29 protein-coding genes are annotated in these 26,325 nt (G+C 67.3%); 16 read left to right on the plus strand and 13 right to left on the minus strand.

The features are described from left to right. Nucleotides 1–76 precede the first annotated feature (76 nt). Together C441_RS04925 and C441_RS04930 are read right to left on the minus strand one after the other, a co-directional pair. Nucleotides 77–700 (minus strand): TasA family protein, encoded by a 624-nt coding sequence (locus C441_RS04925; RefSeq protein ID WP_007274104.1) that lies wholly within the window; start codon nt 698–700, stop codon nt 77–79. Between the two features lie 208 nt (nt 701–908). Next, nucleotides 909–2,903 carry a helix-turn-helix domain-containing protein gene (locus C441_RS04930; protein WP_007274105.1) on the minus strand — a complete coding sequence of 665 codons (1,995 nt, stop codon included), beginning with the start codon at nt 2,901–2,903 and terminating at the stop codon, nt 909–911. A gap of 199 nt (nt 2,904–3,102) precedes the next feature. On the opposite strand from C441_RS04930, the gene C441_RS04935 reads away from it, so the two are divergent. From C441_RS04935 to C441_RS04945, 3 genes are read left to right on the plus strand one after another with little or no spacing between them, the layout of a single operon-like run. Then, nucleotides 3,103–4,809, plus strand: coding sequence for a sensor histidine kinase (locus tag C441_RS04935; RefSeq protein WP_007274106.1), 1,707 nt, complete (start codon nt 3,103–3,105; stop codon nt 4,807–4,809). A 58-nt stretch (nt 4,810–4,867) separates the two neighbouring features. Then, nucleotides 4,868–5,233: a hypothetical protein gene (locus C441_RS04940; RefSeq protein WP_007274107.1), complete on the plus strand. Its 366-nt coding sequence runs from the start codon at nt 4,868–4,870 to the stop codon at nt 5,231–5,233. Then, complete coding sequence (locus C441_RS04945; RefSeq protein ID WP_007274108.1) at nt 5,230–5,628, plus strand: hypothetical protein; 399 nt, start codon at nt 5,230–5,232, stop codon at nt 5,626–5,628. The genes C441_RS04940 and C441_RS04945 overlap by 4 nt, the downstream gene beginning before the upstream one ends. A gap of 258 nt (nt 5,629–5,886) precedes the next feature. On the opposite strand, the gene C441_RS04950 is transcribed toward C441_RS04945, so the two are convergent. After that, nucleotides 5,887–6,861 carry a DMT family transporter gene (locus C441_RS04950; protein ID WP_007274109.1) on the minus strand — a complete coding sequence of 325 codons (975 nt, stop codon included), beginning with the start codon at nt 6,859–6,861 and terminating at the stop codon, nt 5,887–5,889. A gap of 196 nt (nt 6,862–7,057) precedes the next feature. Between C441_RS04950 and C441_RS04955 the strand changes: the two genes are divergently transcribed. Further along, complete coding sequence (locus C441_RS04955; RefSeq protein ID WP_007274110.1) at nt 7,058–7,846, plus strand: helix-turn-helix transcriptional regulator; 789 nt, start codon at nt 7,058–7,060, stop codon at nt 7,844–7,846. A 250-nt stretch (nt 7,847–8,096) separates the two neighbouring features. Beyond that, nucleotides 8,097–9,098 carry an outer membrane protein assembly factor BamB family protein gene (locus C441_RS04960; protein WP_007274111.1) on the plus strand — a complete coding sequence of 334 codons (1,002 nt, stop codon included), beginning with the start codon at nt 8,097–8,099 and terminating at the stop codon, nt 9,096–9,098. A 103-nt stretch (nt 9,099–9,201) separates the two neighbouring features. Here the strand turns inward: C441_RS04960 and C441_RS19830 are convergent, their stop codons facing one another. From C441_RS19830 to C441_RS04970, 3 genes are all read right to left on the minus strand, one after another. Then, nucleotides 9,202–9,363, minus strand: a complete 162-nt coding sequence (locus C441_RS19830) for a hypothetical protein (RefSeq protein WP_004968349.1) — start codon at nt 9,361–9,363, stop codon at nt 9,202–9,204. Between the two features lie 67 nt (nt 9,364–9,430). Further along, entirely contained in the window at nt 9,431–10,048 is a 618-nt protein-coding gene (locus tag C441_RS04965) for a class I SAM-dependent methyltransferase (protein ID WP_007274112.1), read from the minus strand. 340 nt (nt 10,049–10,388) lie between these two features. Continuing rightward, entirely contained in the window at nt 10,389–10,805 is a 417-nt protein-coding gene (locus C441_RS04970; RefSeq protein WP_007274113.1) for a hypothetical protein, read from the minus strand. Between the two features lie 442 nt (nt 10,806–11,247). Here C441_RS04970 and C441_RS04975 point away from each other — a divergent pair, with 442 nt between their 5' ends. The 4 genes from C441_RS04975 (at nt 11,248) to C441_RS04990 (ending at nt 15,310) form a co-directional block, all read left to right on the plus strand. Then, nucleotides 11,248–12,819 carry a helix-turn-helix transcriptional regulator gene (locus C441_RS04975; RefSeq protein WP_007274114.1) on the plus strand — a complete coding sequence of 524 codons (1,572 nt, stop codon included), beginning with the start codon at nt 11,248–11,250 and terminating at the stop codon, nt 12,817–12,819. A gap of 108 nt (nt 12,820–12,927) precedes the next feature. After that, nucleotides 12,928–13,701, plus strand: coding sequence for a helix-turn-helix domain-containing protein (locus C441_RS04980; protein WP_007274115.1), 774 nt, complete (start codon nt 12,928–12,930; stop codon nt 13,699–13,701). A 99-nt stretch (nt 13,702–13,800) separates the two neighbouring features. After that, nucleotides 13,801–14,103 (plus strand): stress response translation initiation inhibitor YciH, encoded by a 303-nt coding sequence (gene yciH / locus C441_RS04985; protein WP_007274116.1) that lies wholly within the window; start codon nt 13,801–13,803, stop codon nt 14,101–14,103. A 172-nt stretch (nt 14,104–14,275) separates the two neighbouring features. Further along, nucleotides 14,276–15,310: a transcription initiation factor IIB gene (locus C441_RS04990; protein WP_007274117.1), complete on the plus strand. Its 1,035-nt coding sequence runs from the start codon at nt 14,276–14,278 to the stop codon at nt 15,308–15,310. Nucleotides 15,311–15,412: 102 nt separating this feature from the next. On the opposite strand, the gene C441_RS04995 is transcribed toward C441_RS04990, so the two are convergent. Continuing rightward, the gene (locus tag C441_RS04995) at nt 15,413–15,865 is read right to left on the minus strand and encodes a hypothetical protein (RefSeq protein WP_007274118.1); all 453 of its coding nucleotides are present in this window, start codon (nt 15,863–15,865) and stop codon (nt 15,413–15,415) included. A 96-nt stretch (nt 15,866–15,961) separates the two neighbouring features. Next, a complete protein-coding gene (locus C441_RS05000; RefSeq protein ID WP_007274119.1) occupies nt 15,962–16,459 on the minus strand; it encodes a TRAM domain-containing protein in 498 nt (165 codons plus the stop codon). A gap of 150 nt (nt 16,460–16,609) precedes the next feature. On the opposite strand from C441_RS05000, the gene C441_RS19835 reads away from it, so the two are divergent. Next, nucleotides 16,610–16,783, plus strand: a complete 174-nt coding sequence (locus C441_RS19835) for a hypothetical protein (RefSeq protein WP_007274120.1) — start codon at nt 16,610–16,612, stop codon at nt 16,781–16,783. A gap of 47 nt (nt 16,784–16,830) precedes the next feature. On the opposite strand, the gene C441_RS05005 is transcribed toward C441_RS19835, so the two are convergent. The 3 genes from C441_RS05005 to C441_RS05015 form a co-directional block, all read right to left on the minus strand. Continuing rightward, the gene (locus C441_RS05005; RefSeq protein ID WP_007274121.1) at nt 16,831–17,355 is read right to left on the minus strand and encodes a phage tail protein; all 525 of its coding nucleotides are present in this window, start codon (nt 17,353–17,355) and stop codon (nt 16,831–16,833) included. Then, nucleotides 17,352–17,984, minus strand: coding sequence for a phage tail protein (locus C441_RS05010; protein WP_007274122.1), 633 nt, complete (start codon nt 17,982–17,984; stop codon nt 17,352–17,354). The genes C441_RS05005 and C441_RS05010 overlap by 4 nt, the downstream gene beginning before the upstream one ends. 205 nt (nt 17,985–18,189) lie before the next feature. Continuing rightward, nucleotides 18,190–20,334, minus strand: coding sequence for a beta-glucosidase family protein (locus tag C441_RS05015; protein ID WP_007274123.1), 2,145 nt, complete (start codon nt 20,332–20,334; stop codon nt 18,190–18,192). Between the two features lie 313 nt (nt 20,335–20,647). Here C441_RS05015 and C441_RS05020 point away from each other — a divergent pair, with 313 nt between their 5' ends. Beyond that, nucleotides 20,648–22,063 carry an ABC transporter substrate-binding protein gene (locus tag C441_RS05020; protein ID WP_049920450.1) on the plus strand — a complete coding sequence of 472 codons (1,416 nt, stop codon included), beginning with the start codon at nt 20,648–20,650 and terminating at the stop codon, nt 22,061–22,063. 271 nt (nt 22,064–22,334) lie between these two features. Here C441_RS05020 and C441_RS05025 read toward each other — a convergent pair whose 3' ends face one another. Beyond that, nucleotides 22,335–24,164 carry a transposase gene (locus tag C441_RS05025; RefSeq protein WP_007274125.1) on the minus strand — a complete coding sequence of 610 codons (1,830 nt, stop codon included), beginning with the start codon at nt 24,162–24,164 and terminating at the stop codon, nt 22,335–22,337. 63 nt (nt 24,165–24,227) lie between these two features. After that, nucleotides 24,228–24,473, minus strand: a complete 246-nt coding sequence (locus C441_RS05030; RefSeq protein ID WP_161618818.1) for a hypothetical protein — start codon at nt 24,471–24,473, stop codon at nt 24,228–24,230. Nucleotides 24,474–24,568: 95 nt separating this feature from the next. Between C441_RS05030 and C441_RS19485 the strand changes: the two genes are divergently transcribed. The 5 genes from C441_RS19485 to C441_RS05040 all read left to right on the plus strand — a co-directional run bounded on the left by C441_RS19485 (nt 24,569) and on the right by C441_RS05040 (nt 26,131). Then, the gene (locus tag C441_RS19485; protein WP_152420710.1) at nt 24,569–24,862 is read left to right on the plus strand and encodes a hypothetical protein; all 294 of its coding nucleotides are present in this window, start codon (nt 24,569–24,571) and stop codon (nt 24,860–24,862) included. Then, nucleotides 24,859–25,284 (plus strand): hypothetical protein, encoded by a 426-nt coding sequence (locus C441_RS05035; protein ID WP_007274127.1) that lies wholly within the window; start codon nt 24,859–24,861, stop codon nt 25,282–25,284. The genes C441_RS19485 and C441_RS05035 overlap by 4 nt, the downstream gene beginning before the upstream one ends. Further along, complete coding sequence (locus C441_RS19710; protein ID WP_161618819.1) at nt 25,281–25,451, plus strand: hypothetical protein; 171 nt, start codon at nt 25,281–25,283, stop codon at nt 25,449–25,451. The genes C441_RS05035 and C441_RS19710 overlap by 4 nt, the downstream gene beginning before the upstream one ends. A 225-nt stretch (nt 25,452–25,676) precedes the next feature. Further along, entirely contained in the window at nt 25,677–25,859 is a 183-nt protein-coding gene (locus C441_RS19490; protein ID WP_007274128.1) for a hypothetical protein, read from the plus strand. Next, nucleotides 25,856–26,131, plus strand: coding sequence for a hypothetical protein (locus C441_RS05040; protein ID WP_007274129.1), 276 nt, complete (start codon nt 25,856–25,858; stop codon nt 26,129–26,131). The genes C441_RS19490 and C441_RS05040 overlap by 4 nt, the downstream gene beginning before the upstream one ends. The last annotated feature ends 194 nt before the right edge of the window (nt 26,132–26,325 follow it).

Genomic DNA, 26,325 nt, shown 5'->3' on the forward strand with positions numbered 1-26,325 from the left:
CGTCGTCTGCGTCGCCCGCGAACGCGAACTGTGATTACTGGCTGTCCAGCTGGTTCTACTGGCTGTCCCGCTGATTCTACTGGCTGTCCCGCTGGTTCAGTTCGAAGTCGAACTGAATGTCGAGCCCGTCGGCTTGGAACTCGTTTCCGGCGCTCTCCTGCATCTCCAGCGCGAAGGAGAACGTCTTCGTCTCGCCGGACGCGAGAGCGATGTCCCGGACGTTGGAATCGTCGTCCTCGCCGTCGTTGTTGTCGACCACGTCGGCCAGCGTGGCCGAGCCGCCGAACCGGTCGGCGAGCACGTCGAGGCTCCCGACTTCGAACGTCGTCACGTCGAGGACGCCCGCGAGGTCCGCCACCGAGGCGTCCGCGTCGCCGTCGTCGCCGGCCGTGGCGTCGCTGTCGTTTTCGGTCAGCGTGAGGTCGATATCGAGGCTCCCGTCGAGCGTGCCGTCGTTTTCGAGGTCGACCTCGAAGGTGTCGGTCTCGTCGCCGGGCGCGAGGCCCGTGGCGCTGAAGCTCGCGGAACTGGCCCCGTCGGCGAGGCTCAGCGTCCCCGCCTGAAGCGTGTTCTCGGTGCTCGATTCGGTGTCGTTGAACAGGGCGAACGTGCCCACCCCGGCGGCGGCGCTTCCCGCGCCGATCGTGAGGAGGCCTCCGAGGGCGCGGCGTCGTGTGAGTTTGAATACTTTTTCTGCCATTGAGTTCTCCGTGCGGCCCACCGTACACCCACTCCCTTCCGTGACATTCTGGGTGGGGTGACCTTCAGAGATCTCTACTCGATTACGCGGGAATAATCAGATACCACCATTATGCGGTATCCGGCAAAAACCGAGCGACGTGGTAGCGCCCGGCACAGCCCGGTGGGACGAGAGCACCCGGACCGCCTCGGGTCGGCGACGCGTCGTCTCACTCGGCGTCGAACAGTTCGGCGAAGACCTTCCGCTGGGCCGCCCTGAGGTGTTGGGTGAACGTCGACCGCGAGACGCCGATGGCCTCGGCCACCTCGGCGGCGCTCCGTCGCTTCGGCCGCTCGAAGTAGCCCGTCCGGTACGCGACTTCGAGCGACTCGCGCTGGCGGTCGGTCAGTCCGTCCAACACGCTGGCACCGATATCGGACTCGACGGTGCGGTGGCTCCGCGCGGTCATGACGACGCTGTCGAAGGCCGCCGCGAGCGCCTCGACGAACGGGCCGGCCGGTCGCCGCCGGGAGAGGTCGACGACGACGGTCGCCTCGCCGTCCGCCACGACGACGCGGTGGAGGACGCCGCCCGCGTCGGCGATGGTCGTCCCCAGCGAGGGCGCGGACGTGTCGAACTGCGCCCGGACGACCCCGTCGCCGGCGGTCACGGCTCCGGGAGTCACGCCGTCGAGACTCGCCAGCGCGTCGGTCACCGCCGCCTCGGACGCGCCGCGGACCGTCACGAAGTAGCGCTCCCTGTCGCCGCGGGGCAACACCGTGTGGACGACGACCTCCGCGTCGCGGCCGAGCGCGTCGCCGACCGCCAGAAGCCCCGCGTCGGCGTCGCGGACGCGGAGGCGGACGCGGACCACCTCGTCTGCCACCAGCGCCTCGCGGCTCTCGGCGGTGCTGAGGGCGTAGCCGAGCGTCTCCGCCAGTTCTTCGAACCGGCGGCGCTCCCGGTCGTCGTCGGCACCGCGGCGGTACACGCCGAGGACGCCGTAGTCGACGCCGCCGTACCGGAGCGCGACGGCGACCGCGGTCTCGATATCGGCGTCGGCCGCGGCGGCCGTCCACCCGGCGTCGGGAGCGGTCGCGGGCGCGTCGGCGTCAGTGTCAGTGTCGGCGTCGAGTCCGCGCCCGTCGTCGACGGCGCGGACGACCGTCGTCCCCTCGCGGAAGGCGGTCAGACTCGGTTCGGTCGAGTCGCGCCGGACCGCCGCGTCGGCGTCGAAGACGCCCGCCGTCCGGAGGTACGACTCGTCGCCGACGACGGCGAGCGGGTCGAGTCCGCCGCCCGCGGTGCGCTCGCCCACCCACGCCGCGACGGTGTCGGGGTCGCTCCCGATGTACCGACAGAACGACTCCGCGACCTCGACGCGCGACGACTGTCGGACGAGGATCTCCCGAATCGCCTCCTTCGTGTCGCGCTCGCGTTCGAGTCGGCGCTGGTGGTTGACCTGCGCCGTGATGTCCCGGATGACGCCGATGGTTCCGGGGAGTCCGTCGTCGACGACGTGGTCGATATCGAGGATGCAGTGGCGCGTCTCGCCGCCGCGGTTGCGGATGCGGATGTCGAGCGACTGCGGGACCCTCCGGTCGAGCGCGTCGCGGACGCGGCCTCGGTCGTCGGGGTGGACGACCGTCTCGACGATGTCGCCGTCGGTGAGCGCCGCGCGGTCGTACCCGGTGAGCGTCGTCGCCGCCTCGTTGACGAGGACGACGCCGCCGTCGCGGGCGACGAAGATGGCGTCGCGGACGTTCTCGACCAGCGTCCGGTAGCGCGCCTCGCTCTCGGCGAGCGCGCGCTCCGTTCGGTGTTTGTCGACGGCCGTCCGAACGCGCGTGGCGAGCGCCGCGGCGCTGTCGTCAACGCTCGTCTTGACGATGTAGTCGTCCGCGCCGGCCGACAGCGCGCTACTGGCGAGCCCCTCGCTTCCGGCACCGGTAAAGAGGAGAAACGGGATGTCGGGTCGGGCGTCTCGGACCGCCGCCAGCAGTTCGATTCCCGTCCGGCCGGGCATGTAGTAATCGCTGACGACGCACTCCACGTCGGCGGTGAGGCGGGCGAGCGCACCCTCGGGGCTGTTGGCCTCGCGAACCTCGAAGTCGGGGGCCACCTCGCGGAGTCGATGCACCACGAGCGTCAGCCAGTCGCGGTTGTCGTCGACGAGGAGGACGGTGACTGGGTCCGCGCTCGTTCGGTCTGTCGTCTCGGTCACGGCAGTTCGGCCGTCCGTGGCACATCGACCGGCATAAACTGTTCGGATGCGAACACCTAGAGCGCTCAAGGAACCCGGGACGCCGGTCCGGTTACGCCGACAGCGGGGCGGTGAGAGCGCTCGAACATATAGTTTAAATACAAGAGTGAGCACAGAACACGCACCGATGGACGCGAAAAGCGGTCGGGTGCAGTGAGCGATGGGCTGGCAGTACACCGTCTTCGCGCTTCCGACGCTCTTTGCGATGATTACCGCGGCTCTCCTCGGCGTGTACAGCCTGCGGTACATGCGGGCCCACGGACGGTCGTCCGAACTCGTGGCGTTCTTCGCCGTGAACGTCGGGCTCGTCCTCTGGACCGGCTTTTCGTCCCTCAAGCTACTGCAGACGGACCCGTCGCTGAAGCTCCTGTTCTACCGGTTTCTCTACTTCGGCGTCGCGCCGCTCGGCGCGCTCGCGTTCCTCTTTACGCTCCTCCACACCGACCGAGTCAGCCGAATCACGCCCGGACTGGTCGCGGCGGTCATGGCCGTCCCGGTCGCCTTTCTGGCGCTCCTGTTTACGAACCCGAGCGGCCTCGCCATCGAGGCGACGCGCCTCATCGAGACGGGCGGACTCGTCGTCATGCGGGTCGACGTCGGCCTCGGCCACGTGGTGTTGGAGTCGCTCTACAACGCGGTGCTCTGCGCGCTGGCCGTCGCGCTCATCCTCACCGAGGCGGGTCGACTGGGCCGACCGTACATTCCGCAGGCGGTCTTGGTGAGCGTCGGGCTCGTCGCCCCGTTCGTCTTCGCGGCCTGCACCACGCTCGGAATCCCGCCGTTCGGGAGCGACGGCGTGAATCTCGTGCCGACCTCGGCCGCAATCACGTCGGCCGCCATCGGCGTCGCGCTCTTTCGCTACCGGTTTCTCGACCTACCGCCCATCGCCTACACGACCGCGATGGAGGAGTCGCCCGACGGCGTGTTCGTCCTCGACGCCGACGAGCGAATCGTCCACGTCAACACCCGCGGCGCGGCGCTCTTAGAGCGCTTCGGCGCGGCCGTCGGCGACCCGGTCACCGTGGTCTCGTCGGACCTCGACCTGACGACCGAGAGCAACGACAGCGTCAGAACCACGCGAGCGGACGGCGAGACGGTGTATCTCAGCGCCCGGTCCCAGCGGCTCGAGCGGGGCGACCAGACCGTCGGATGGGTCATCGTCCTCCGCGACGTGACCGAGTTGCACCGTCAAAAACAGACCATCCTCTCCCGAAACGAGAAGCTCACGCTCCTCAACCAGATCATCCGCCACGACATCCGAAACGACGTGGCCGTCATCCTCGGCAACGCCCGGCTTATCGAGGAGTCGGTCGACGACGAGGTGGTGCGCAATCGTCTCAACACGATACTCAGAAACGGGGAACACGCCTCCGAACTCACGGTGAACGTCCGGAACCTCATGGCGACGATGCTCGACGACGAGGAGACGACCCGGCCGACGGCGCTCGCCGGGCCGCTCTGGGCGGAGGCGAGCGCGGTCCGCGACGGCGCGTCCGACGCCGCGGTTTCGCTCCCCGACGAGCCGCCGGAAGTGACCGTCGTCGCCGACGACATGCTGGGGACCGTCTTCCGCAACCTCCTCACGAACGCGGTGCGACACAACGACGCCGGCCGGGCCGAAATCGACGTGTCGGTCGGGGTGCGAGACGACGACGCGCTCGTCCGCATCGCCGACAACGGACCGGGCGTTCCCGACGAGCGCAAAGAGGAGGTGTTCGGCCGCGGCGAGAAGGGCCTCGAAAGCCCCGGGACCGGCCTCGGGCTCTACCTCGTCGACACCATCGTCAGCGGCTACGGCGGCGACGTGTGGGTCGAGGACAACGACCCCCGCGGCGCGGCCTTCGTGGTCCGCCTGCGGAGGGCCTGAGAGCGGGACGACCGCACAGTCCCAACACTCAAAAGGTCAGCAGAGAGATATGAGTGGAATGCCATCCGCCGTTCTCCACGCCGGCGTCAGCCGGTGGCGACTGGCCGTTTTCGCGGTCGTCGCCGTCGTGCTCGTCGCTCTACTGTCTCTCACCGACGAGTCGGTCAGTCCGGCGCTCGCGGTCATGGGACTGCTCACGCTCGTCTACATGTTCGCCGGCGCAGTCGACGCCGTCCGCGAGCATCCAGTCTTCCCGCTCGCCTCCGCGGTGTACACGACGCTCCTGTTCGCCGGCGGGTACGCCAGCGGCGCGTTGTCGAATCTCCTGTGGGGCGTCCTCGCCGTCCCCTCGGCGCTCGGCGTCGTCGTCGAGGCGTACAACTACCGGCACGGAACGAGCTATCTCCGGTTCGGTGTCGGATGACGAGGGTGAGCGACACCGCCGTCGCCGGAGCGATAGCCGTCGCGTCGGTCCTCGTGGGACTCGTCGTCGCCGTCGACGGCCCGGAGGTCGACCTCGCGGCCGGCGTCGCCTGGACCGGCGCGACCGGCATGGTCCTCCTGCGGGTTCGCGGATGGGTCCGCGAGGCTCGGAGCGACGAGCCGCCCGAACCGGGGCCGCTCGTGCGTCTGGCCGAATTCGATTACGACCCGCGGTACGACCGCTATCTCGGGGTCGCCCTGTTCCTCCTCGGTCTCGCGGCGTTCGCGGCGCTCCTCGTCGGCGACACGTCCGGCTCGAACGCGGTGTTGCTCATCGGCGTCGGGAACCTCTGTCTGATTGCCGCGCTCGGGGCGGTCGCGCTCGCCGAGAGATAGTGCGAACAATCGGAACGACCGCGCCGCCGTCCGCTGTTTTTTTGAGAATCGGGCCAAAAAGACTACTTAGGAGGCTGACAATCTCCAGGTGTCCGCTCGATACTGTCTGGTCGGCGGACTGGTGACATAACATCGCAGGCAGGCGGCCCATCCCGTGCCACCGGTACTCCGACCCTGCCCCCTCGGACTGCCGCCCGATGGTCCGCCCCTACATTTCTACCCTCTCACCGCGTGTTCCGCGAGCGACCGGTCCGCGACTCAGTCGCGCCCCGGAGCGCCGGCCCCGTCGAGGCCGGCCACGCGGGACTCGATTTTGCCGTAGGCGCGGACGACCGTGCCGCGAAGCGACTCCGTCGCGAGGACGGCGAAGCCGGTGAAGATAGTCGCGAAGCCGACGACGGTGAGCGTCGAAATCGACTCGCCGAGGAGCGCCGTTCCCCCGAGCGTGGCGACGATGGGCACGGCGTAGAAGACGAGGTTGCCGCGAATCGGACCCACGTCGTCGAGGAAGCCGAAGTAGGTGAGGTAGGCCACCGCGCCGGCGAAGACGCCGACGTAGGCGAGCGCGACGAGCGCCGTCGGCGACCACGTGGCCGCGGCGAGCGACTCGCCGGAAGCGACGCTCAGCCCGTGGGTGAGCGCCGCGCTGACGGGGAGCGCCCACGCCGTTCGGACGGTGCTCGAAAGTGAGGTGTCGGCCCAGCGGATGAGGACGGTCCCGAGCGCGCCGCTGACCGCGCCGAGGAAGACGACGCCCTTCCAGAGCGCCTCGCCGCCGAGCAGGTTCGCGGGGTCGACGCCGACGACGAGACCGACGCCGAGAAGGCCGATGAGCATCCCGAGCGCGCCGCGAGTGGAGAGTCGTTCGTCGGCGAGGAGCGCCATGGCGAACACGGGCGTCAGAATCGGGTTGAGACTGAAGATAATCGACCCGACGCCGCTGGAGACGTGCTCCTGTCCCACGAACAGGAGGGCGTTGGCGAGACCGATGACGAACACGCCGGTGGCGAGGATGCCGACCACGTCGCGGACGGACCGCGGGAGCAGTTCGGCGCGCGGCCGAGTCGCGACGACGTAGCCGACGAGCAACACCGCCGCGATGTCGAACCGGAGCGCGACGAACAGGAGCGGCGGCAGGTAGTCGAGGCCCGCTTTCGCGGCGACGAACGTGCCGCCGAAGAAGAACGCCGTCAACGCGAACAGGACGAACCGCCGGCGCGTCGCCGTCACCATTCCGCACCTCCGACCGAGAGACCGAACGCAGAGTGAAGTGAACGCATCTTGGATACACGTACGACTCCCCCACGTATAGTTTGATTCAGAAATTAATTCAGAGTAAGAAAACGTCGCGTGCGGCGAGCGTGATTCATTATGTGAAATTCTTTCACGACGCGAAAGACGTTTATCGGGGCACGCACAACCCCGATGCATGGAGTCGGCATTAGACGAAATCGAGTTCCTCGCGCTCTCGCAGAACCGCGTCGACGCGCTCAGATACCTCGCCGAGCGGCCGCACTCCAGACGCGAACTGGTCGAACGGACCGGGGCGTCACAGCCGACGATGGGCCGGATTCTCAGCGATTTCGAAGACCGGTCGTGGCTCGTCCGCGAGGACGGCGCGTACCGGGCGACGGTGACGGGCGAACTCGTTTCTCGGGGCTTCGACGACCTCGTCGACATCCTCGACACCGACGCCAAGCTCCGGCCGGTCGTCGAGTGGCTCCCGACCGACGCCATCACGTTCGACCTCGAACACCTGACCGAGGCGACGATTACCACGCCGAGTCAGGTCCGGCCGAACGCGCCGGTCAAGCGCGCCGTGGCCCTTCTGAGCGAGGCCGAAGACGTGCGAATCTTCTCCTACGCCTTCAACGAGCAGAACCTCGACATCGTCAGGGAGCGGACCGCCGCCGGCGACCAGCGGTTCGAGGGCGTCTTCTCGTCGGCCGCCATCGACGCGCTCGCCCACGACTCCCAACTGCGCGAACAGCTCCGCGACCTCCTCGACGCCGACGCGGCCGCCGTCCGCATCACCGACGAGCCGATTCCGATGGCGGCGACCATCGCCGACTCGACCGTCCACCTGTTCCTCCGCGACGACACCGGTATCCTTCAGGCCTCCATCGACGTGACCGAACCGGAGGTGCTCGCGTGGGCCGACGAACTGTTCGAGCGCTACTGGGAGGCGGCGGAGCCGCTCGACCTCGACCGGCTGTAACGGGCGGGCGTCTCCGAGAGTATCCGCGTCGCCGACCCGTCAACCGACCCACAATACCTATCGGCGACCTGTGAGAAGCCGACGTATGCCCTCGCCTTCGTCCCCTCCATCGCGCGTTCCCTCCGATTCCGGCTCCTCGTCGCGTCGCGCGTTTCTCGCCGCCGCTGGCACCGCCCTCGCAAGTGGACTCGCCGGCTGTTCGTCGCTCCGACAGTTCCGGTCGCCCGACGGGACGGACTGGTCCGCATCCGTGCCCGACCCGAGCGTTCTCTCGCCGCCGGCAACCACCGAGGGGGTCGTCGCCGTCATCGGCCATCGGGACGGCGACATCGACGAGGGACGCGTCGTCGCGTTCGACCGGGAGAGCGGCGAGCGCCTGTGGGACATCGATTTCGGCCGGCCGACGGGCTTGCTCGCCGCTGACGGGTCGGTGTACGCGGGCGAGAAACTCGGGTCGGGTCGCGGGCGGATCTACGCGTTCGACGCCACAGACGGGAGCCAGCGGTGGTCCCAGACCGTCGGGAACATCGGCTCTGCGATGGCCATCGCGGGCGACACGCTGTACGCGGCGAACGGGACGCTCGCGGCGCTCGCGGCCGACGACGGCGCGGTTCGGTGGGAGCAATCCGCGGTCGATGGCGTCGGGTTTACCATCGCCGTCGCCCCGCAGGACCAACTGTTCGCCGACGAGCGGGCGGTCTACTACGGCGACGACGGGGGCGTCTTCGCCATGTCGCCCGACGACGGGAGCCTCCGGTGGGCGTGGCGACCGGACCGCTGGGACTGGGCCGACGTGGGACCGGTTCCGGCCGGCGATAGCGTCTACGCCGGGAGCGCAGGCGACATCGCCATGCTCGACGCGGCCGACGGGTCGCTCCGGTGGCGGACCTCGTTCGGAGCCGACGCGCAGGTCGTCGGCGTCCACGAACGCGGTTCGACGGTTCTGGTCGCGGAGGGGACCGACGAGTCGCCGTCGGACACCTTCGGAACGCTGTACGAACTCGCGGTTCGAGACGGGTCCGAGCGCTACGAAGTCCGCTTCGACAGCCCGGTCGAGCGGACCGCCTCGACCGACGAGACGTTCGTCGTCGGGACCCGCGCGGGCCGGATTCGGTGGTCCCGCGGCGCGTCGTTTTTCGAGCCGTTCGAGACGACGCTCTCGACCGACGGCTATCTCCTCGGCGCGGCCGGGACGCAGGCGTTCGCACAGACGGGCGAGGGGACGCTCTGGGCGCTCTCGCCGGACCGGTAGAAGCAGAGCTGTCCGTCAGACAGCCGTCAGAACGAACCGCGTCGTGCGCCCGGTGCGCCGGCGTCCGAAACCGCGACCGAGCGATGTCCTCGCTCCCCGCCCGTCACTCGAGGTCGTCGAACGAGTCGACCTCGTCCCAGCAGGAACACGGCAGGTCGTCCAGAGAGGTGACTTCGTCCGGGAGGCTCGTGATTGGAATCCCGGAGCCGGCCTCGTCGCAGTCCCGCTGATGAACGCTGAAGTCGTCGCTGGACATCGTGTACATGGTCAGCACACGCTGTTCGCCGGCTTCATTGAAACAATTTGTGAGTGCGACAAGCGAGCGCGGGGCGTCAGAGAACCCGGAAGACGCGAACCGTGTCGCGCTTGCCCGGTTCGCAGAGCAACTGCGCGAGACCGAGGTCGGAGAACTCGTCTTTCCAGTTGCGGTGATACAGCGGGAAGTCGTCGTTGACGTAGCTCACCTCGGAGCCGGAGCGCCCGCGAGTCGGTCCGTTACCCTCGTTTTCGGCGGTTATCACGAGGTCCGACGAGACGCGCGCGATCTCTTCGAACACCCACGTGTCGTCGGGGTGGACGTGCTGGAGCGTCTCGACGGAGTAGATGACGTCGAACTTGTCGTCGGGGAAGTCGGGGAGCAGGTCCTCGATTGCGCCGGTGAGGAACGTGCCGGTGTCGACGAGTTCGGGGAAGTACTCGGCCATCACCTCGAAGGAGTCGTCGTTGATGTCGATGCCGGTGATGTCCTCGTAGCCGCGGTCGTGGAGGTGCGCGAGGTGGCGACCGGAGCTACAGCCGAGTTCGAGAATCGACGCGTCTTCCGCCGCGTAGTGCTCGAACACGGTCGCGAGCGTCTCGCTGACCTCGTTCGGGCCGATTTGGGCGTAGTACTCCGGCGAGAAGTCGCCGGAGCGCTCGGCCCACCCGCGGTGGTTGTCGTCTGCGTCCATACCCGGAGTAGCGAACGGGCGGGTAAATGTTCCGCGGAGTGCGCGCCGCCGGTGCGACGCGCGAGGAGAGTCGGAACACCCGGCGACTGCGCCCGGGTCGAGTGCGCTGGAGGGCGCGATGGGGACGTGCTAGAGAGCACGTTGGGGAGGTGTGCGTCAGGGGAACCGAATTTGGAGGGTGCGTCAGGGGGATTCGGCGTCCCGCGAGGGGACAGGGTGCGAATGTGCCCTGGAGGGCTGGAGGGGGAGCGCCGTCGCGGGCACGAGCAGTCGGGTGTACCAGTCGAGCGTGCCGTGCCTCGCTCGCGGCGCGTGCGTCAGCGGGTCGTCGACCGCGGCCTCACATCGAGTCGTCGGTCGTCGTCTCGTTCTCGGTCGTCTCGTTCTCGGTCGTCTCGCTCTCGGTCGTCTCGTTCGTCGTCTCTTCTTCTGTCGTCTCCATCTCAGTCGTCGTCTCGTCTTCCGACGTCTCGTCTTCTATCGTCTCCATCTCAGCCGTCGTCTCGTCTTCTTCAGTCGTTTCTTCTGTCGTCTCGTCTTCCGTCGTTTCTTCTGTCGTCGTCTCGTCCTCGGTCGTCGTCCCGACACCACCGGTCTCGGCTGTCGTCTCGGTGTCGCCGACCGCGGGTTCGCCGTCCGTACCGTTCGTGCCGTTCACGGGACCACCACCACCGCCCGTGTCCGTACAGCCGGCGAGTGCGACGGTCGCCACCGCGACTCCGACACCGAACTGCCGCCGAGTGAGCGTTTCGCGCATCGCAGTCAGCAGTCTCGCTCGGCGGATGATAATGGGGGAGAGTCGTCCCGACCGTTCTCCCCGTGAACAACCGTTTCGACCGACTGTTTCGACCGTTTCAGTCGGATTAACGGAACGTTTGTCGGTCGTTCGCGGGCCGGCGAAGACGGCACAGTACGGCGATTATCACGCGTCTACGGCGGGAGCCGACGAGAAGCAACAGCGGGCAGTCACGAGCGCGACGAGCGCCGTTCGAAGACGTCGAGACGCGGCGTACCCGCCGCGAATCGCGGCGTCGACGACCGGAGGTGACGTGGAGCTCGCGCGCGCCGGATGAACGAATAAAATTTCTAATTTTGAAACATTCTTCGCATATTGACAGTCAAAAGAGTTGTAAAAATGTCTAACAAACAGATAAACAAAACATTATACACTAGCAGAGTCGACAAATAGAGAACGAACAATGCCTGTCAAACGCATCTCTCCGTTCGTGTGGGCGCTCGTCGCGACGCTACTCGTCGTCGCGGGCGGCGTCTCGCCGGTCGTCGTCGCCGCGGACGGCGTCGAGGTGCGTGCGGTCGACCACACCGGCGCGGGCGTCGTCGCCACCGAGAACGGCCGGACGTACGTCGCCTCGTGGCGGCCCTCGACGGTTTCGGTGGCCGTCGCGGGGGACGGCGACTACGAGGTCTGTCTCCGGACCGACCTCGACGACGGCTCGACGACGTCGTTGGGGTGCGAGCCGCTCGGGAGCGCGGGGGCGAACGCGACCGGCGACCAGCGCGTCGACTTCGAGTTCGAAACGTGGCCGGCGAACGCGACCGGCGACCGCACCGTAACGGCCGTCGTCAGACCCGGCGGCGGCGAGCCGGTCGCGCAGGCGAGTCACGGCGTCACGGTGCTCGCTCCGGCCGGGGACGCCGACGGCGACGGTCTCGGCAACCGCGACGAACTCGACCGCGGCACGGACGTGCTCGTCGCCGACACCGACACCGACGGCGTGCCCGACGGCGAGGAGGTGAACCGCTACGAGACCGACCCGACGAGCACCGACACCGACGGCGACGACCTCAGCGACGGCGTCGAAATCAACGAGCAGGGGAGCAACCCGACCGAGACGGACACCGACGGCGACGGCCTCGACGACGGTGCAGAGGTGACGACCCACGGCACGGACCCGACGACCGCCGACACCGACGGCGACGGTCTCGACGACGGCGCGGAAGTCAACGACTACGAGACCAACCCGACCGCCACCGACACGGACGGCGACGGTCTCGACGACGGGCCGGAGGTCAACGTCCACGAGACGAATCCCACCGCCGCCGACACCGACGGCGACGGTCTCGACGACGGCGCGGAAGTCAACCGATACGAGACGAACCCGACCGAGGCCGACACCGACGGCGACGGTCTCGACGACGGGCGCGAGGTCAACGTCATCGGGACCGACCCGAACCGCGGCGATACCGACGGCGACGGGCGCGGGGACGGCGCTGAGGTCGAAGCGGGGACCGACCCGAGCGCCGCGCCGGGGTCGGTCGTCGGGTCGCTGGAACTCGGCGGCGACGGCTGGTTGCTCGTGCTCGCGGTCGCGGCCGTCGCGGTCGCCCTGCTCGTCGTCGGCGCGCGAGTCCGGAGAACCGACGCGAGAGCGCGACTGTCGGACGTTCGCTCGCTCGCGACCGACCGCGGCGACGAGGCCGCCGCCAACGGGGAGTCGGCGGACGCGGTTCGGACCGGCGGAACCGGCGGCGCGGCGCGCCCGGAGTCGGCCGCCGACGGCTACCCCGACGCCGAAGAACTCCTCGACGACGAGACGCGCGTCCTCAGGCTCCTCGACGACAACGGCGGCCAACTCCGGCAGTCGAAGGTCGTCGAGGGCACGGGGTGGTCGAAGTCGAAGGTGAGCCGCGTCCTCTCGCGGATGGCCGAGGAGGGCACCGTCACGAAGATAAACCTCGGCCGGGAGAACCTCATCGCCCGCCCCGAGGACGTGCCCGAACACGCCCGGTCGCCGTTCGACGAGTCCTGAGCGGGTCGCGTCGCGGCCGACGCGGCCCGCGAGTCGGAATCCCGAACCGCGGTCGGAGTTGGAACATACCAACCAAGGCTATAGGCCTCGGGCGACTAGGTGAGAGCCATGCGAGAGTTCGTCTTCACGGTCGAGTACGAGCGGGGCGTCGACGAGGTGATGGACCTCTTCATCGAGAACCCGGACCTGCACTCCAAGACGATGGCGATACACGCCACGAGCGAGTCGATGTGGCGGCTCGACCGTCTCACCGGACCGACGGAGGCGCTCGAAGCGTTCGACGAGGTCATCGAGCAGGCCACCCGGTGCAACGGCGTCCTCGGGATGTGCGGCGCGCCGGTCGTCGAGTGGGAGTACGAGGTGCTCTCGGAGACGCCGAACGGGCGCATCGTTTACTCCTGCCGCGAGGAGGGCGACGGGATTCAGTCGATTCCCCACGTCGCCGCGAAGCACATCGGCGACGGCCTCCTGATGCAGGCCGAGCGCCGAGGGGCCCAAAACCAGTGGCGACTGCTCATCTCCGACGACGACACGGTGAGCGAGATTTACGAGGAAGTCAAAGACAGCCTCAGCGACGGCCTCTCGCTGAGCGTCCAGCGCATCAGCGAACCCGAGTGCTGGCTCGAAGAGGGCGTTTCGGCCGACGGGCTCCCGCCGGAACAGCAGGCCGCGCTCGAAGCCGCCGTCGAGTTCGGCTACTACGAGACGCCGCGGCAACACACCGTCCAAGAGATTTCGGAGGAACTCGACATCCCGAACTCGACGCTCCAGTACCGCCTGACCCGCGCCGAGGCGTGGCTGGCCCGGCAGTTCGTCACCGATACGCTCGGCACCGAAGTCGAAGAGCGCGTCGACCCCGAAAAGCTCGAAGCGAGCGCCTGACCGGCGACTCCCGGGCCGAAACCTCGATAGGAGACGGTTACAGAACGGTTGGAATATTCCAACCACACTCTGATACGCCGTGGAAGCGTACGCAACGACGTGGGAAAGGACACATTCAGCGACATCACCGGCCTCCCGGACGACCTCGGAATCGGCGACGACCTCGCGCGGGCGGACCAGCGCGCGTCGATTCGCGTCGATACCCGACGGTACGGCAAGCCCGTGACGGTGGTCGGCGGCCTCGACCTCCCGACCGACGAACTGGACGCCCTCGCGTCGACCCTGAAACGACGGCTCGCGGTCGGCGGGACCGTGACCGACGGGCGCATCGAACTGCAGGGCGAACACGGCGAGCGCCTCGAAGCCGCGCTCCGCGACGAGGGCTTCGGCGTCGAGCGCTGACCTCGTTTTTCGTCCGCCCGATAGCTCTCGCGGCCGAAAGAGGCGGATAACTGACGCGGCGACCGACGAGCGAGCGGCCGGTGTCTCCCGGTCGCGCGCCCCGGTGGCGGACGCGTTTGGCATATTCCAAACGAGGTCCCATTACCCTGTGTCCGGAATACACTGGTACTCAATGGACACGAAACACGTCGACTGGCGTTCGATGCGAGACGAGTCGGCACCGACGGCGGGGTCCGAGGCCCGACAGTCCGGCGACGAGCGCGACGCGGACGAGGACGGAGCCGAGGCGTCTGAGGCGGCGGTCGCGGAGCGGACCGACCTCGTCTACGACGAGCAACACGGCGAGTGGGTCGACCCCGAGACGGGCGAGATTCTCCGCGAGGACGAAATCGACCACGGTCCCGAGTGGCGCGCGTTCGACTCCGCGGAGCGCGACCAGAAGTCCCGCGTCGGCGCGCCCACGACGAACATGATGCACGACAAGGGGCTGTCGACCAACATCGGCTGGCAGAACAAAGACGCCTACGGCAACTCCCTGTCGACGGGCCAGCGCCAGAAGATGCAACGACTCCGGACGTGGAACGAGCGGTTCCGCACCCGCGACTCCAAAGAGCGGAATCTCAAGCAGGCGCTCGGCGAAGTCGAGCGGATGGGCTCGGCGCTCGGCCTGCCGGACACGGTCCGCGAGACAGCCTCGGTCATCTACCGCCGCGCGCTCGACGAGGACCTACTGCCCGGTCGCTCTATCGAGGGCGTCGCCACGGCCGCCATCTACGCCGCCGCTCGACAGGCCGGCGTCCCCCGTTCCCTCGACGAGGTGCGGCGCGTCTCCCGCGTCGACAAGATGGAACTCACCCGGACGTACCGCTACGTCTCCCGCGAGCTAGGGCTGGACATGAAGCCGGCCGACCCGGCGCAATACCTCCCGCGGTTCGTCTCCGAACTCGACGTGACCGACGACGTGGAGCGCCGCGCCCGGTCGCTTCTCGACAGCGCGAAGCGGCAGGGCATCCACAGCGGGAAAAGCCCCGTCGGGCTCGCGGCGGCGGCCATCTACGCCGGCGCGCTCCTCGCCGACGAGGAACTGACGCAGTCCGAGGTGAGCGACGTGACCGACATCAGCGAAGTGACTATCAGGAACCGCTACCGCGAGCTCCTCGAAGCGACCCAGAAGTCGGGCGAGCGGACCGTCGGGTCGACCGCCTAAGCCGGCGTTTCGAGCGCAAGAAGCAGTTTTTCTCTTCGATTCGGTTCGTTTTCAGTCCGGGCCGTCAGTGTCGCGAGCGACGCGGCAACGGTCTCACGGTCGTCAGCGGTTGCACGAACACGTCGAGCGGGACGCACCGTCGCGTCCCGGGTGAGCGTCGCGGGCGCGGTCGACGAGTTCGCTCGCGGTCTCGCGAACGGCGCGTCGGGCGCTCGATTCGGGGCGACGCGCTCGGAAGTCGAGGTAGAGTGCCGTCGGCAGGAGAAACGAGGCGTACACGCCGCTGACGGCGACGGCAATCTGCACCGGGTGGTCGGCGGGAACGACCGCCCACCCGACCCCGATGAGCGCCCACAGCGCGATTCCCTGTCGGATAGTCGGACGCCATCGGTTCGTTCGCGCCGACTGCGCCTGCACGTCGAGGCTGGGGTCAACGTCGGCGGTGTCGGCGTCGGCGTCATCGCCCGAGTCGGACGCCGAGCGGTCGGCTCGGCGGGACTCGGTCCGCGTGTCGTCACGTGGAGAAGCGGCGTGACGGAACCTTTGTTCGGACATAGCGTGGTGTCGGCGGCTACGGCTTCGAGCCTAATGGGGGCGCGCTTGGAATATGCCAACCGAGGAAATCAGCGGGCGGCGGTCGGCCGCGGGAACTCAGTTACTGCTCGCGCCGTCGACCGGTTCCGCGAACGCGACGGTCTGTTTCACGTCGGTGACTTCGACCTCGACGCGGTCGCCGGGGTCCGTGCCGGGGACGATGATGACGAAGCCGCGTTCGACCTTCGCGATGCCGTCGCCCTGGTCGCCGAGGGTGTCGATGATGACGGTCCGAACGTCGCCCTCCGCGACGGGGGGTTCTCGCGGCTGTGAGCGCGCGTCGCGGGGGCTCGACGGCGAGTCGTCGGAGTCCCGGTCGTCGGAGCCGAAGTCGCCGTCGTCCGCCGAAGTCGCCGTCGCCGCCGTCGATTCGACCGGCGGCTCTGTCACCGACGCGGTGCCCGGACTCGAAAGCAGTGCGACGCGGTACAGCTCCCCCGCCGAAATCGACCCGCTTTCGACGAGTTCGCTCGGAATCGACACCACGTAGCGGTCGCCGTCTCGCTCGACCGAAGTCTCGAAAAGGAGCCGAAGAGAATCTGAAATATCAGTCACTCCCGCTACTTCGTCTCGGACCAAATAAAAGGTGGTGAAACCAACGCACCCGTCTCGGCCGACAGCGACCGACAGAACCCGCCGAACACCGGTTTCGACGGACTGCGGGCGCACCCGAAGACACATGACAGCTCGGTTGCTCTTTCCGGCATGGCACGCGACACGCTCGTCTCGTGGCAGACGTTCGCGCTGTTCATCCTGTTTCCGCCGGCGGCGCTCGTCGCCATCGTGTTGTTTCCCCTGACGTTGCTCGTCTTCGGGTGGCTGTACTACCGCGGCAAGTACGAGGCGGAACTGGAGTCCGACGACGAAAAACGTGTGTGAAGCCGAACGACCCCGCCCCGTGAGGCGATGCACACGCGGGGGCAACCTCAGTCGGCGCACTCGTCGAGGTCGGTCACGGCGTCGATTCCCTCGTGGGTCAGTTCGAGCGACTCCGTCGCCACGGCGGCCGCGTCGGCAACGAGGTGCGGCCCGGTCCACCTGACCGGCGTCGCCGCCCGGCAGACCCACCCGCGAACCGGCTCGCCGGTCGCGTCGAGCAGGCAGATTCGAACGTCCTGCGGAGTCGTCTCGCCGTCGACCCACGCGCGGAACCACGCCCACAGCGACCGGTCGTCGGTGACGCCCCGGCGGAGTTCGAGCGGCGGCGAACTGGTTTCTCGGCGCGACGGCGAGCGCGGCCGCGGGCGGGGTCGCGGACCCGACCGCTTCCGCCGGCGACGGCCGCGTCCACCGGCATCGGGACGCCGCGGTTCGGGCTCTGACTCGTCGCGGGTCGGGGACTCGACCGCCACGGAGAGCCCGCGAACCTCGGAAAGCCCGAGTTTCGGGAGCGCGTCGCACCGCACTCGAAAGCGATGCGCCCCGTAGGGGTCCGACCCGGCGGCGGTCACGTCTCGTCCGACGCCTCGTCGCCGGCGCGGGTCGGATTCAGCCGCGATTCGTCGATGCCCTGGGGCAGTCCCTCGCCGACCGGGAAGTCGAGGTCCGGAAGCGACGGGGTCGAACCGCCGTCGCTCTCGCTCTCGGGGTCGTCGGCGTCGTCAGTCTCGCCTTCCTCGCCCTCGTCGTCGCCCGTCTCGACCGCGATTCTCGCGAAACCCTCGTGGACGACGACGAGGCGCTCGACGGCGACTTCGGAGGCCATCGCGTCCAACCGGGGCGCGTCGTACCGCGAGGGCCACGCCTCGCGGAAGACCCAGCGAGCGGCGGGATTGCCCGCCGCGTCCAGCAACACGACCGCGGCGTCGCGCCGGGCTTCCGCCATCTTGCCCTGTTCGACGAGCGCCCGCCATTCGGACAGTTCGAGCGAGCGGTCGGTCACGCCGACTTCGAGTTCGAGCGGCCCGTACTCGTTCAGGCCGGGGAGCTTCCGCGGCGTCGGCGGGTCCGCCCCCTCGCGGTACTCGACGACCGCCGAGGTCGCCGACGGGAGGTCACAGCGGCTGAAGCCGGCGGTCACGAGGCCCTCGATTTCGAGGATGAACCGTAGCTGTCGGTACGGGTCCGTTCGGGCGGCCATCGTCAGCGACCTCCGGGGGGAACGAGCGCCGACGACCGGGGCGCGGCGGTCCGCGAGACCACGTCATGTGAAAACATAGCAGTCGAGAGTCGCGGCGGCGGCTAATGAACGTGTACCCTACGTGCGAAAGCGCGCGGGACAGCGCACAGGAGCCACTCAACGGGGACGAACGCTCCACGGGAGTTCGCCGCCGAGTGCCGACGGCCTACCGCGACACCGTCGTCTCGACTCGGACGTCGCGGGACGAGCGACCGACCTCGACGACGTAGTCGCCGGCGTCGACGGTCCACCCCTCGGCGTCGTCGTATCTGCGGAACGCGTGTTCGGACAGCGAGAGTTCGACCGTCTCGGTTTCGCCGGCGGCGAGTTCGACGGCCGCGTAGCCGGCGAGTTCCCGCGTCGGGCGCTCGACGCCCGCGACGGCCGGCGGGCGGACGTACGCCTGCACGACCTCTCTGCCGGCGCGGTCGGACGCGTTCGTCACCTCGACCGCGACCGCGTCGTCGCCGCGCGCCTCCGCCTCGCCGTACTCGAAGGTCGCATACGAGAGGCCGTGGCCGAAGGGGTAGGTCGGCTCGTCGTCCGCGTCGGCGGTGTCGAAGTGACGGTAGCCGACGAAGACGCCCTCGTCGTACTGCGCCTCGTCGTCGACGCCGGGGAATCGCTCCTCGGACGCCGTGGGATACGACTCCTCGGGCGCGAACGTGACCGGGAGACGGCCGGAGGGGTCGGCGTCGCCGTAGAGGACCGACGCGAGCGCGTCGCCGTCGGCCTGTCCGGGGTACCACGACTCGACGACGGCGTCGACCGAGTCGCGCCACGGCAGTTCGACCGGGCCGCCGGACTGGACGACGACGACGGTCCGGTCGGCGGCGTCGGCGACGGCCTCGACGAGTTCGTCCTGTTCGCCGGGCAGGCGGAGCGTCTCCCGGTCCGCGCCCTCCGTGGTCGCGTCCCTGACGACGACGACCGCGACGTCGGCCTCGCGGGCGCAGTCGACCGCCGCGTCGATGTCGGGCGTCTTCCCGCCGGGGAAGTCGTCCCCAGCGTCCTCGTCGTCGCCCGCGGCGTCCGCGCTCTCGTCGTCGAAGAACGAGGGCGTGACGACGCGTTCGACGCCGGGCTCGAACACGACCGAGCCGTCGGTTCGGGCGCGGATGCCCGCGAGCGCCGAGACCTCGCGGGCGGGAGTGACTTCGGAGGAGCCGCCGCCGCCGAGCATCGCCTCCGCGACGCCGGGGCCGACGAGCGCGACGTCGGCGTCGTCAGACAGCGGGAGCGCCCCGTCGTCGTTCTTCAGGAGGACGGTGCCGCGGGCGGCGAGCGTCTCGGCGAGGTCGCGGTGTTCGGGCGCGTCGAGCGCGCCGCCGTCGTCCCAGTCGCCGTCGAGGAGGCCGATTCGGGCCATCTGCCCGAGGATTCGCGCGACCATGTCGTCGAGGCGGTCGAGTCCGGCGCGGTCCCGGCCGACCGCGGCTTTCAGTTCGGTCGCGAACCGGGGCGTCGTCGTCTCGCCGGCCGGGATGCTCTCGTCGTCGCCCTCCTCCAGCATCTCGGCGTCGGGGTCGATTCCGAACGCCTCGTGGAGCGCTTCGAGCGAGATGCCCGGCATTTCGAGGTCGAGGCCGGCGGTGGCCGCGCCGACGGCGCTTTCGGTGCCGAACCAGTCGGAGACGACGTAGCCGTCGAAGCTCCACTCGTCTTTCAGTACCTCGGTGACGAGCCGCCGGTGGTCGCTCATGTGCGTCCCGTTGACGCGGTTGTACGCGGTCATGACCGAGCCCGCGCCCGCCTCGACGGCCGCCTCGAACCCGGGGAGATAGAGCTCTCGGAGCGCCCGCTCGCCGACCTCGGCGCTGACGACGAGCCGCTTCGTCTCCTGGTTGTTGGCGACGTAGTGCTTCGGTGTGGCGATGACGTCTTCGGACTGGAGACCCTCCACGACCGCGGCGGCGAAATCGGCCGTCACGACGGGGTCCTCGGCGTAGTACTCGAAGTTGCGCCCGCAGTTGGGGACGCGAACGAGGTTCAGCCCGGGGCCGAGGACGGCGTGCTGACCGCTGGCTTTGGCCTCGCGGGCCATCGCGACGCCCTGTCGCCGCGCGAGTTCGGGGTCGAACGTCGCCGCCACGGCGATGGAGGCCGGAAAGGCGGTCGACGACCGGCCGGGGATGCGAATCCCGAGCGGCCCGTCGGCGAGTCTGAACTCGGGGATGTCGAGTCGGGGGACGCCGGGGACGTAGCCCGTCGCCGTCCCCTCGGGGTCGGCCGCCCCGCGCACGAGCGAGCACTTCTCGTCGAGGGAAAGCGAGTCGACCAGGTCGGAGACGTCGGTGTCCGGGGAAGCCATAGGACTGGCTACGGGTTTCGCCAGTAGCTCGAATAGTGTTGTGATGCCAGCAGAGGAGGCACCTTCTCGGAGCGGGCGGGCCTCGAACCGAACCGCGCGGTCAACGACTTCGACGTGGACGCCGTCAAGCGCCGGGGAGCGAGAGACGACTGAGGTCGGCCGAGTCCGGGGGTCGACCGAGGTGATATCCGCGGCTGTGACCGGACTGTCGCCCGCTATGAACGGCTACGTGATACTATTGTGAACACAAAAATTCAATTTAGTTATATGTTCAAAAGAATTAAATTTAGAGCCGATAACCGGCCGGTGTCGAATGACACGAAACACGCGACGCAGGTTCGTCAAGACCGTCGGTGCCGCCGGAATCGCCGGGTTGGCAGGATGCACGGGTGGACAGGACGGAGGGCAGTCACCGGACGAAGGCGCGGGAGGTGACTCGGCCGAGACGACGACGGCCGGTGAGACAGCCGGGTCGTCCGGGACGGAAACGACGACCATCAAGTTCTGGCACGCGATGGGCGGCGACATCGGCAAACTCATCGACTCGCTGGCGAGCGAGTTCGAACAGCAGGCGGACGGCATCCGGGTCGAAGCGACCCAGAAGGGGAGTTACCGCGAGACGCTGAACGCCACGACGTCCGCGGTGCAGGCCGGGAACCCGCCCGCCATCGCGCAGATTTTCGAAATCGGGACGCAACTCGCCATCGACAGCGGCGTCTTCGCGCCAGTCGAGGACATCATCCCGGAAGACCGGGTGAACTTCGACAACTACCTCGACTCCGTGCTGAACTACTACCGCATCGACGGCACGCTCAACTCGATGCCGTTCAACTCCTCGAACGCCGTCTTCTACTACAACAAAGACGCCTTCGAGAGCGCCGGCCTCGACCCCGAGGCCCCACCGACGACCTTCCAGGGCGTGTTGGACGCCTCGACGGAACTCACGGACGCGGGCGCAGTCGACACGGGAACGACGTGGCCGAACCACTCGTGGTTCGTCGAACAGTGGCTCGCAGAGCAGAACCAAACGCTCGTGAACAACGAGAACGGTCGGGCAGGGCGCGCGACCGAGGCACATTTCGAGAGTGAGGCCTCGAAGACCGTCTTCGACTGGTGGGCGAACCTCCACGGAGAGGGGCAGTACCTCAACCCCGGCATCGAAGCGTGGTCAGAGGCCCAGCAGGCGTTTCTCACCCAGAAGACGGGGCTCCTCGGCTACTCCACGTCGAGCATCGCCCCCATGACCGAGGGCGCGCGGAACAACGGCTTCGAACTGGGGACGATGCGACTCCCGACGCCCGGCGGACAGCGACAGGGCGTCGTCATCGGCGGGGCGTCGCTGTGGACCCCAGAGAGCCTCGGTTCTGCCAAGCAGGACGCCGCCGGGGAGTTCCTCGCGTGGCTCACGGAACCCGCCCAGCAGAAGCGCTGGCACACCAACACGGGCTACTTCCCCGTCCGCGAGGAGGCGATTACCCAGCTCGAAGACGAGGGGTTCTACGACGAGAACCCGAACTTCCGCACGGCCATCGACCAGCTCCGCGAGACGGAGGACTCGCCGGCGACCCGCGGCGCGCTCATGGGGACGTTCACGAAAGCCCGAACCATCGTCGAGGAGGGCTACGTCAGCATGATTCAGAACGACGACCGGAGCGTCGACGACGTGCTCGGCGACATCGACGCGCAGGTCGAAGACGCCCTCGCGGGCTACAACCAGAAGGTGAACTGAGCGGCGAAGCGAGGCGTCGCCTGCGCGAAACTGCGCCCTAACACCGCCCATTAACTCTCATCACACACCACTCACAATGAGCATTAGACGCAACTCTGTCTCGTGTGGAGCGAGATTATCCGAAAATAACCTCGAAACAGACCTTCGAGTAGTCGGGAATCACTCCGGAACTAACCGGTGTGACTGTTACCTGATAGAAACCGGCGAAAAAAGAGGTCATTCGGTAGCGCTGCCGCTCACGAGTCAGGCGATCACGGAGTCAAAAGCCGACCTATCCGTAGTCGGTCTCCAAGAAGCGCTGGAACGAGTGAGTCCGCAGCGCGGTCTCGCCGGGCTTCACCACCATCCCCTTGTCCCGCAAGAGGATGCGAAGCAGGAGCCAGGCGTTGTAGAACAGCAGCGCCAGCTTCCAGACGAAGATGCGGATGGCGTCCGAGATGCTGGTGGTGCTCGCCTTGAAGTGTTCCTTCATCACCCGGTAGCTGGTCTCTATCGACCAGCGAATCCGGTAGAGCATCCCGTGGGCCATGATGTTGTTCTCGTCGAGCGAGTCGCTGTTCGTGGCCCACAGAATCCACTTCTCGTCGTCATCGTCGTCGGCGTCGGGCTCGAAGTCGGCGAGCGAGGACTGTTCGCTCTGGTCGCTGGAGACGTTGGCGAGGTTGATCTCCCCGCGCTTCACCGCGAACAGGTCGCACTTCGCCCCGCTGCTGTACTCGTAGTCGCGGCGGAGAGCGGTCGTTTCGTCCTCGTTCGCGGGGTTCTCGGCCATCTCCTCAACGACGTTGCCGCCGCGCTTCTTCCGCGAGCAGAACCGGATGCGGTTCTGGTTGCAGAAGGAGATGAGGTCGCCTTTGTCGAAGCCGGCGTCCCAAATCACCCACCCGATGTTGATGTACTCCTGTGCCTGCTGGAGCAGCTCCATCACGATGTCGGCCTGCTTCCCGTGGTCGCGCATCAGCATCGAGCCGAGCTTGATGGAGCGCCGGCAGTCCACGGCGGAGATCGTGACGTGCTCGTAGCACCAGACCGATTCCTCGCTGGAACGGTTCTTCACGCAGGAGTCGGGCGCTCCGTTACCGCTCTGCGGGCGGTGCGGGATGGCCGACCCGTCCACGCAGACCGTGACCGGTCGGTCGAACATCCCGTACGACTGCGCTTCCTCGATGAGGTCGAAGTTGATCTCATCGAGTCGCTCCGACCACTTGTTGCCGCGCACGCGGTTGACGGCGCTCTCGTAGTCGATGACCGTCTTGTCCAGGTCGCCGTCCACGATCTCGTCGTCTTCGACATCCAGTCCTCTGATGGGCTTCCGGAGCGTTTCACCGCACGGCGCGCTGTAGCCCGACCGCGTGTCGTGTTCGTCGTAGGTATTGGCGGCACCCTCAGCGAACCGGCCCTCGGTGCTGGCGCGTTTCCAGACTTCGAGGAGCTCCGGGTCGTCGAAGGTCGTTCCCTTGTCGGGACGGGAGAGATCGAGGCGGTTCAGGAACGTCTTGACCTCTTCCGCAGCGCGTTCCTTCTGTCCCTCGGGAACATCGACCTTCTCCTCTTCGACGATGGGGTCGATCTCCGGGTAGTGGCACATCTCCTCGGGGAGATGGTGCGCGACCAGCAGGGACGCCTCGGGGTTGACTTCGAGGCCGGCCCTCGCGGCTTCGACCGCGCGCTTCGCTGCGGACAGGTGGAGATGCTTCCGGTTCTCCCGCTCGAAGCGCTCCCAAAACGCACGCGAGAGTTGGCTCTGATCGAGCGGGTCGTCGGAGTCCATCCCGAAGCAGCGACAGAGCTCCTCGTCACCGTGCGCCTTGACGGTCAGCAGGTGATGCGAGGTAATCTCGGGATGGACGTACCGGTAGATGTAGGCGTTCCTGAGGCCGACCAGCGGCGTTCCGCGAACTTCATCGAGCGGCTCCTGCGTGGTCTCAACGAACCAGTCGCGGACGGAGTCGTACTCCGGTTCGTCAGAGCCGAGCTGGTCGTGGAGCGGCTCGCCGGCGTCGATGACTGTCCCGGTTGGCAGGTTCGTGACGGGGCCGAAGGGTTCACCGACTCCGTGGCCGAAGAACGTGGGTCGGTGGGCGTGATCGAGCCGGGACACGTATTCGACCCGACAATAGCAAGTCCGGGTTTAAAGGTTTGTCCACGCGGCCAAGAAGGAGACCTACTCGATGCGGCGGTAGGTGACGGCACCGTTCTCGTGCTTCCGGCGCTCAACATCCCCGTCTTCGACGAGGTATTCGAGCCGGTTTCGGACGGTGCCTCTGCTCGGGTCGTACTCGTCTTCGAACTCCACGACGAGATCGGCAACCACGTAACAGCGGTTGGGAACCATCTCATCGAGGAGTTCGTCCGGCAGAGGCGGCTCTCGCGGTCGCGGCACACTCTGAGATGCAACTTCGGACACCATAATGTTGACCATACGGTGAAGAACCATAGTTCTTGTCCACATGGGGAAGAACTATGTATTGTTGGCCACATGGGCAACAACATGGAGGCAACAGCATGAGCGAACACTACGACGGGGCGGGCGACGGTCAGTGTCTCGCTATCAAAGCGAGCGACGGAGAACGATGCACGAACGGTGTCTACGGGAGCAACGAGTTCTGCGGCCACCACAAACGTGCGTCGGATGTAACGACTGCCATCGAGGTCAGCGACGCCGAGTGGGTTCGGTGTGACGAATGCGGGTGGCAGAAAGCCGAGTGGGACGGCCCCGACCCGCCGTGTTGCTCTTGGTGCGGCGTTCGCGTTAGTCGCCGAGACTACGAAATCCGTCAGGGAGGCGAATCAGCATGAGCACGATACAACGAGAAGTTCCGATACAAGAGTGCCTGAACGGCAAGACGCGGGAGGAATCGAATCTGGACGAGGACGCCATCGAGGACTTCGTCAACATGACGAAGGACATCGAGCGGTCGCGGGCGCTCCGCGAGGTCGCCGAGGAGCGCCTCGACGAGGATGAGCTTCCGGAGGCAACTACGCTACTCTGGATTGACGCCGCGGAGGTGTACTCGCTCTGCGCGTCCTGCTACCACGAGAATCGTGACGGGGCGTGGACTGGTTCAACGCAAAACCCGAACCAGTTCGAACTCCAGCAGAAGATGAACGAGCGCCTGGAGAAGGGCGTCCCGTGTAGCTTCTGTAAGAGCGACCGGATCAAGGAACTCAAAGAGGAGATCGCGGACGAGGTGGAGGTTGAGGTGGTGGTCGTCGAATGACCACGCTGTACTGCGCCATCTGTGCCGGTCGTTTCGAGCCGGATCAGGATCACGTCAAACTGGACGCCGAGCACGTCCGAATCGACGACCGGAACGACCAGGAAATGTACGTCCTGCATCCCGAGTGTTACCGCCGGCTCACAGGGGGGTGGATGGAGCCAGCATGAGCCTTGGAAACGACCCAAGCAACACGCCACCGCCAATCGAGTGGACAGAAGCAATCGCCGCAGCTGACGAGGCCCGGCAAGAGTTGCTGTTCGATGGGTCGGCCCCATCGAGGGAGGGGATTCTCCGCGAGATGGGCAGACGCCCGGACGGATCGCCTCTCCCGGACGGGCCAACGGGTCTGACTGCGGGAGAAGCTGCCCGAAAGATCCTGCGGGGTGAGGGCAGTGCCTAAGGGCAACTTCTTCGAGGGCGACTGTCCAGCGTGTGGTAAGACTGTCCGTTACCACGGCTACCACCCGGGCATCTTCCTCTGTGGCGACTGTGGCGGCGAAAAGCCGTGGGCTGAAGGCGTCTACGAGGAGGACGGCTACCTCTACTACGACGAACCGGGGGCTGAGACAGCGTGACGTACAAAGGCTCGAACTGGACTCGCGGCGAGCTCGGCAACGTCCCCGACGAGAACCCGCGTATCGACTGTGCCGACTGTGGCGAGTCGTTCGCGTGGCGCGACTACTGGAAGCCGCGCGTCGTTGAGGGCGACCGCGTTGAAGACCCTCGAACTGACGAACCGTGGCGGTGCGACGACTGTCACGAACGCCACGAGCGGCTCACCCGCCGCCGAGAAAACAACCAGACTCTTGAGACATTCGCTGAAGGGCGGCAAGAGAACTCAGCTTAGAACGAAACCATGAACGAAGATAATTGCATGACTGATGAACGCACCAAAAAACGGAGTTGGATCTACTAATGAGCGACGGTGACGAGAGTCTGAAACGTCTTGTTCAGCGAGTTCTTCCGAGTCCACAACAGCCAAGATGACGAACCAGTAAGCGCGACCCCGGCGAGTGTGGTGGACGGAGGGACCATGTGATA

It is taken from the genome of Haloferax sulfurifontis ATCC BAA-897 (assembly GCF_000337835.1).
GTDB classification, from domain to species: domain Archaea; phylum Halobacteriota; class Halobacteria; order Halobacteriales; family Haloferacaceae; genus Haloferax; species Haloferax denitrificans.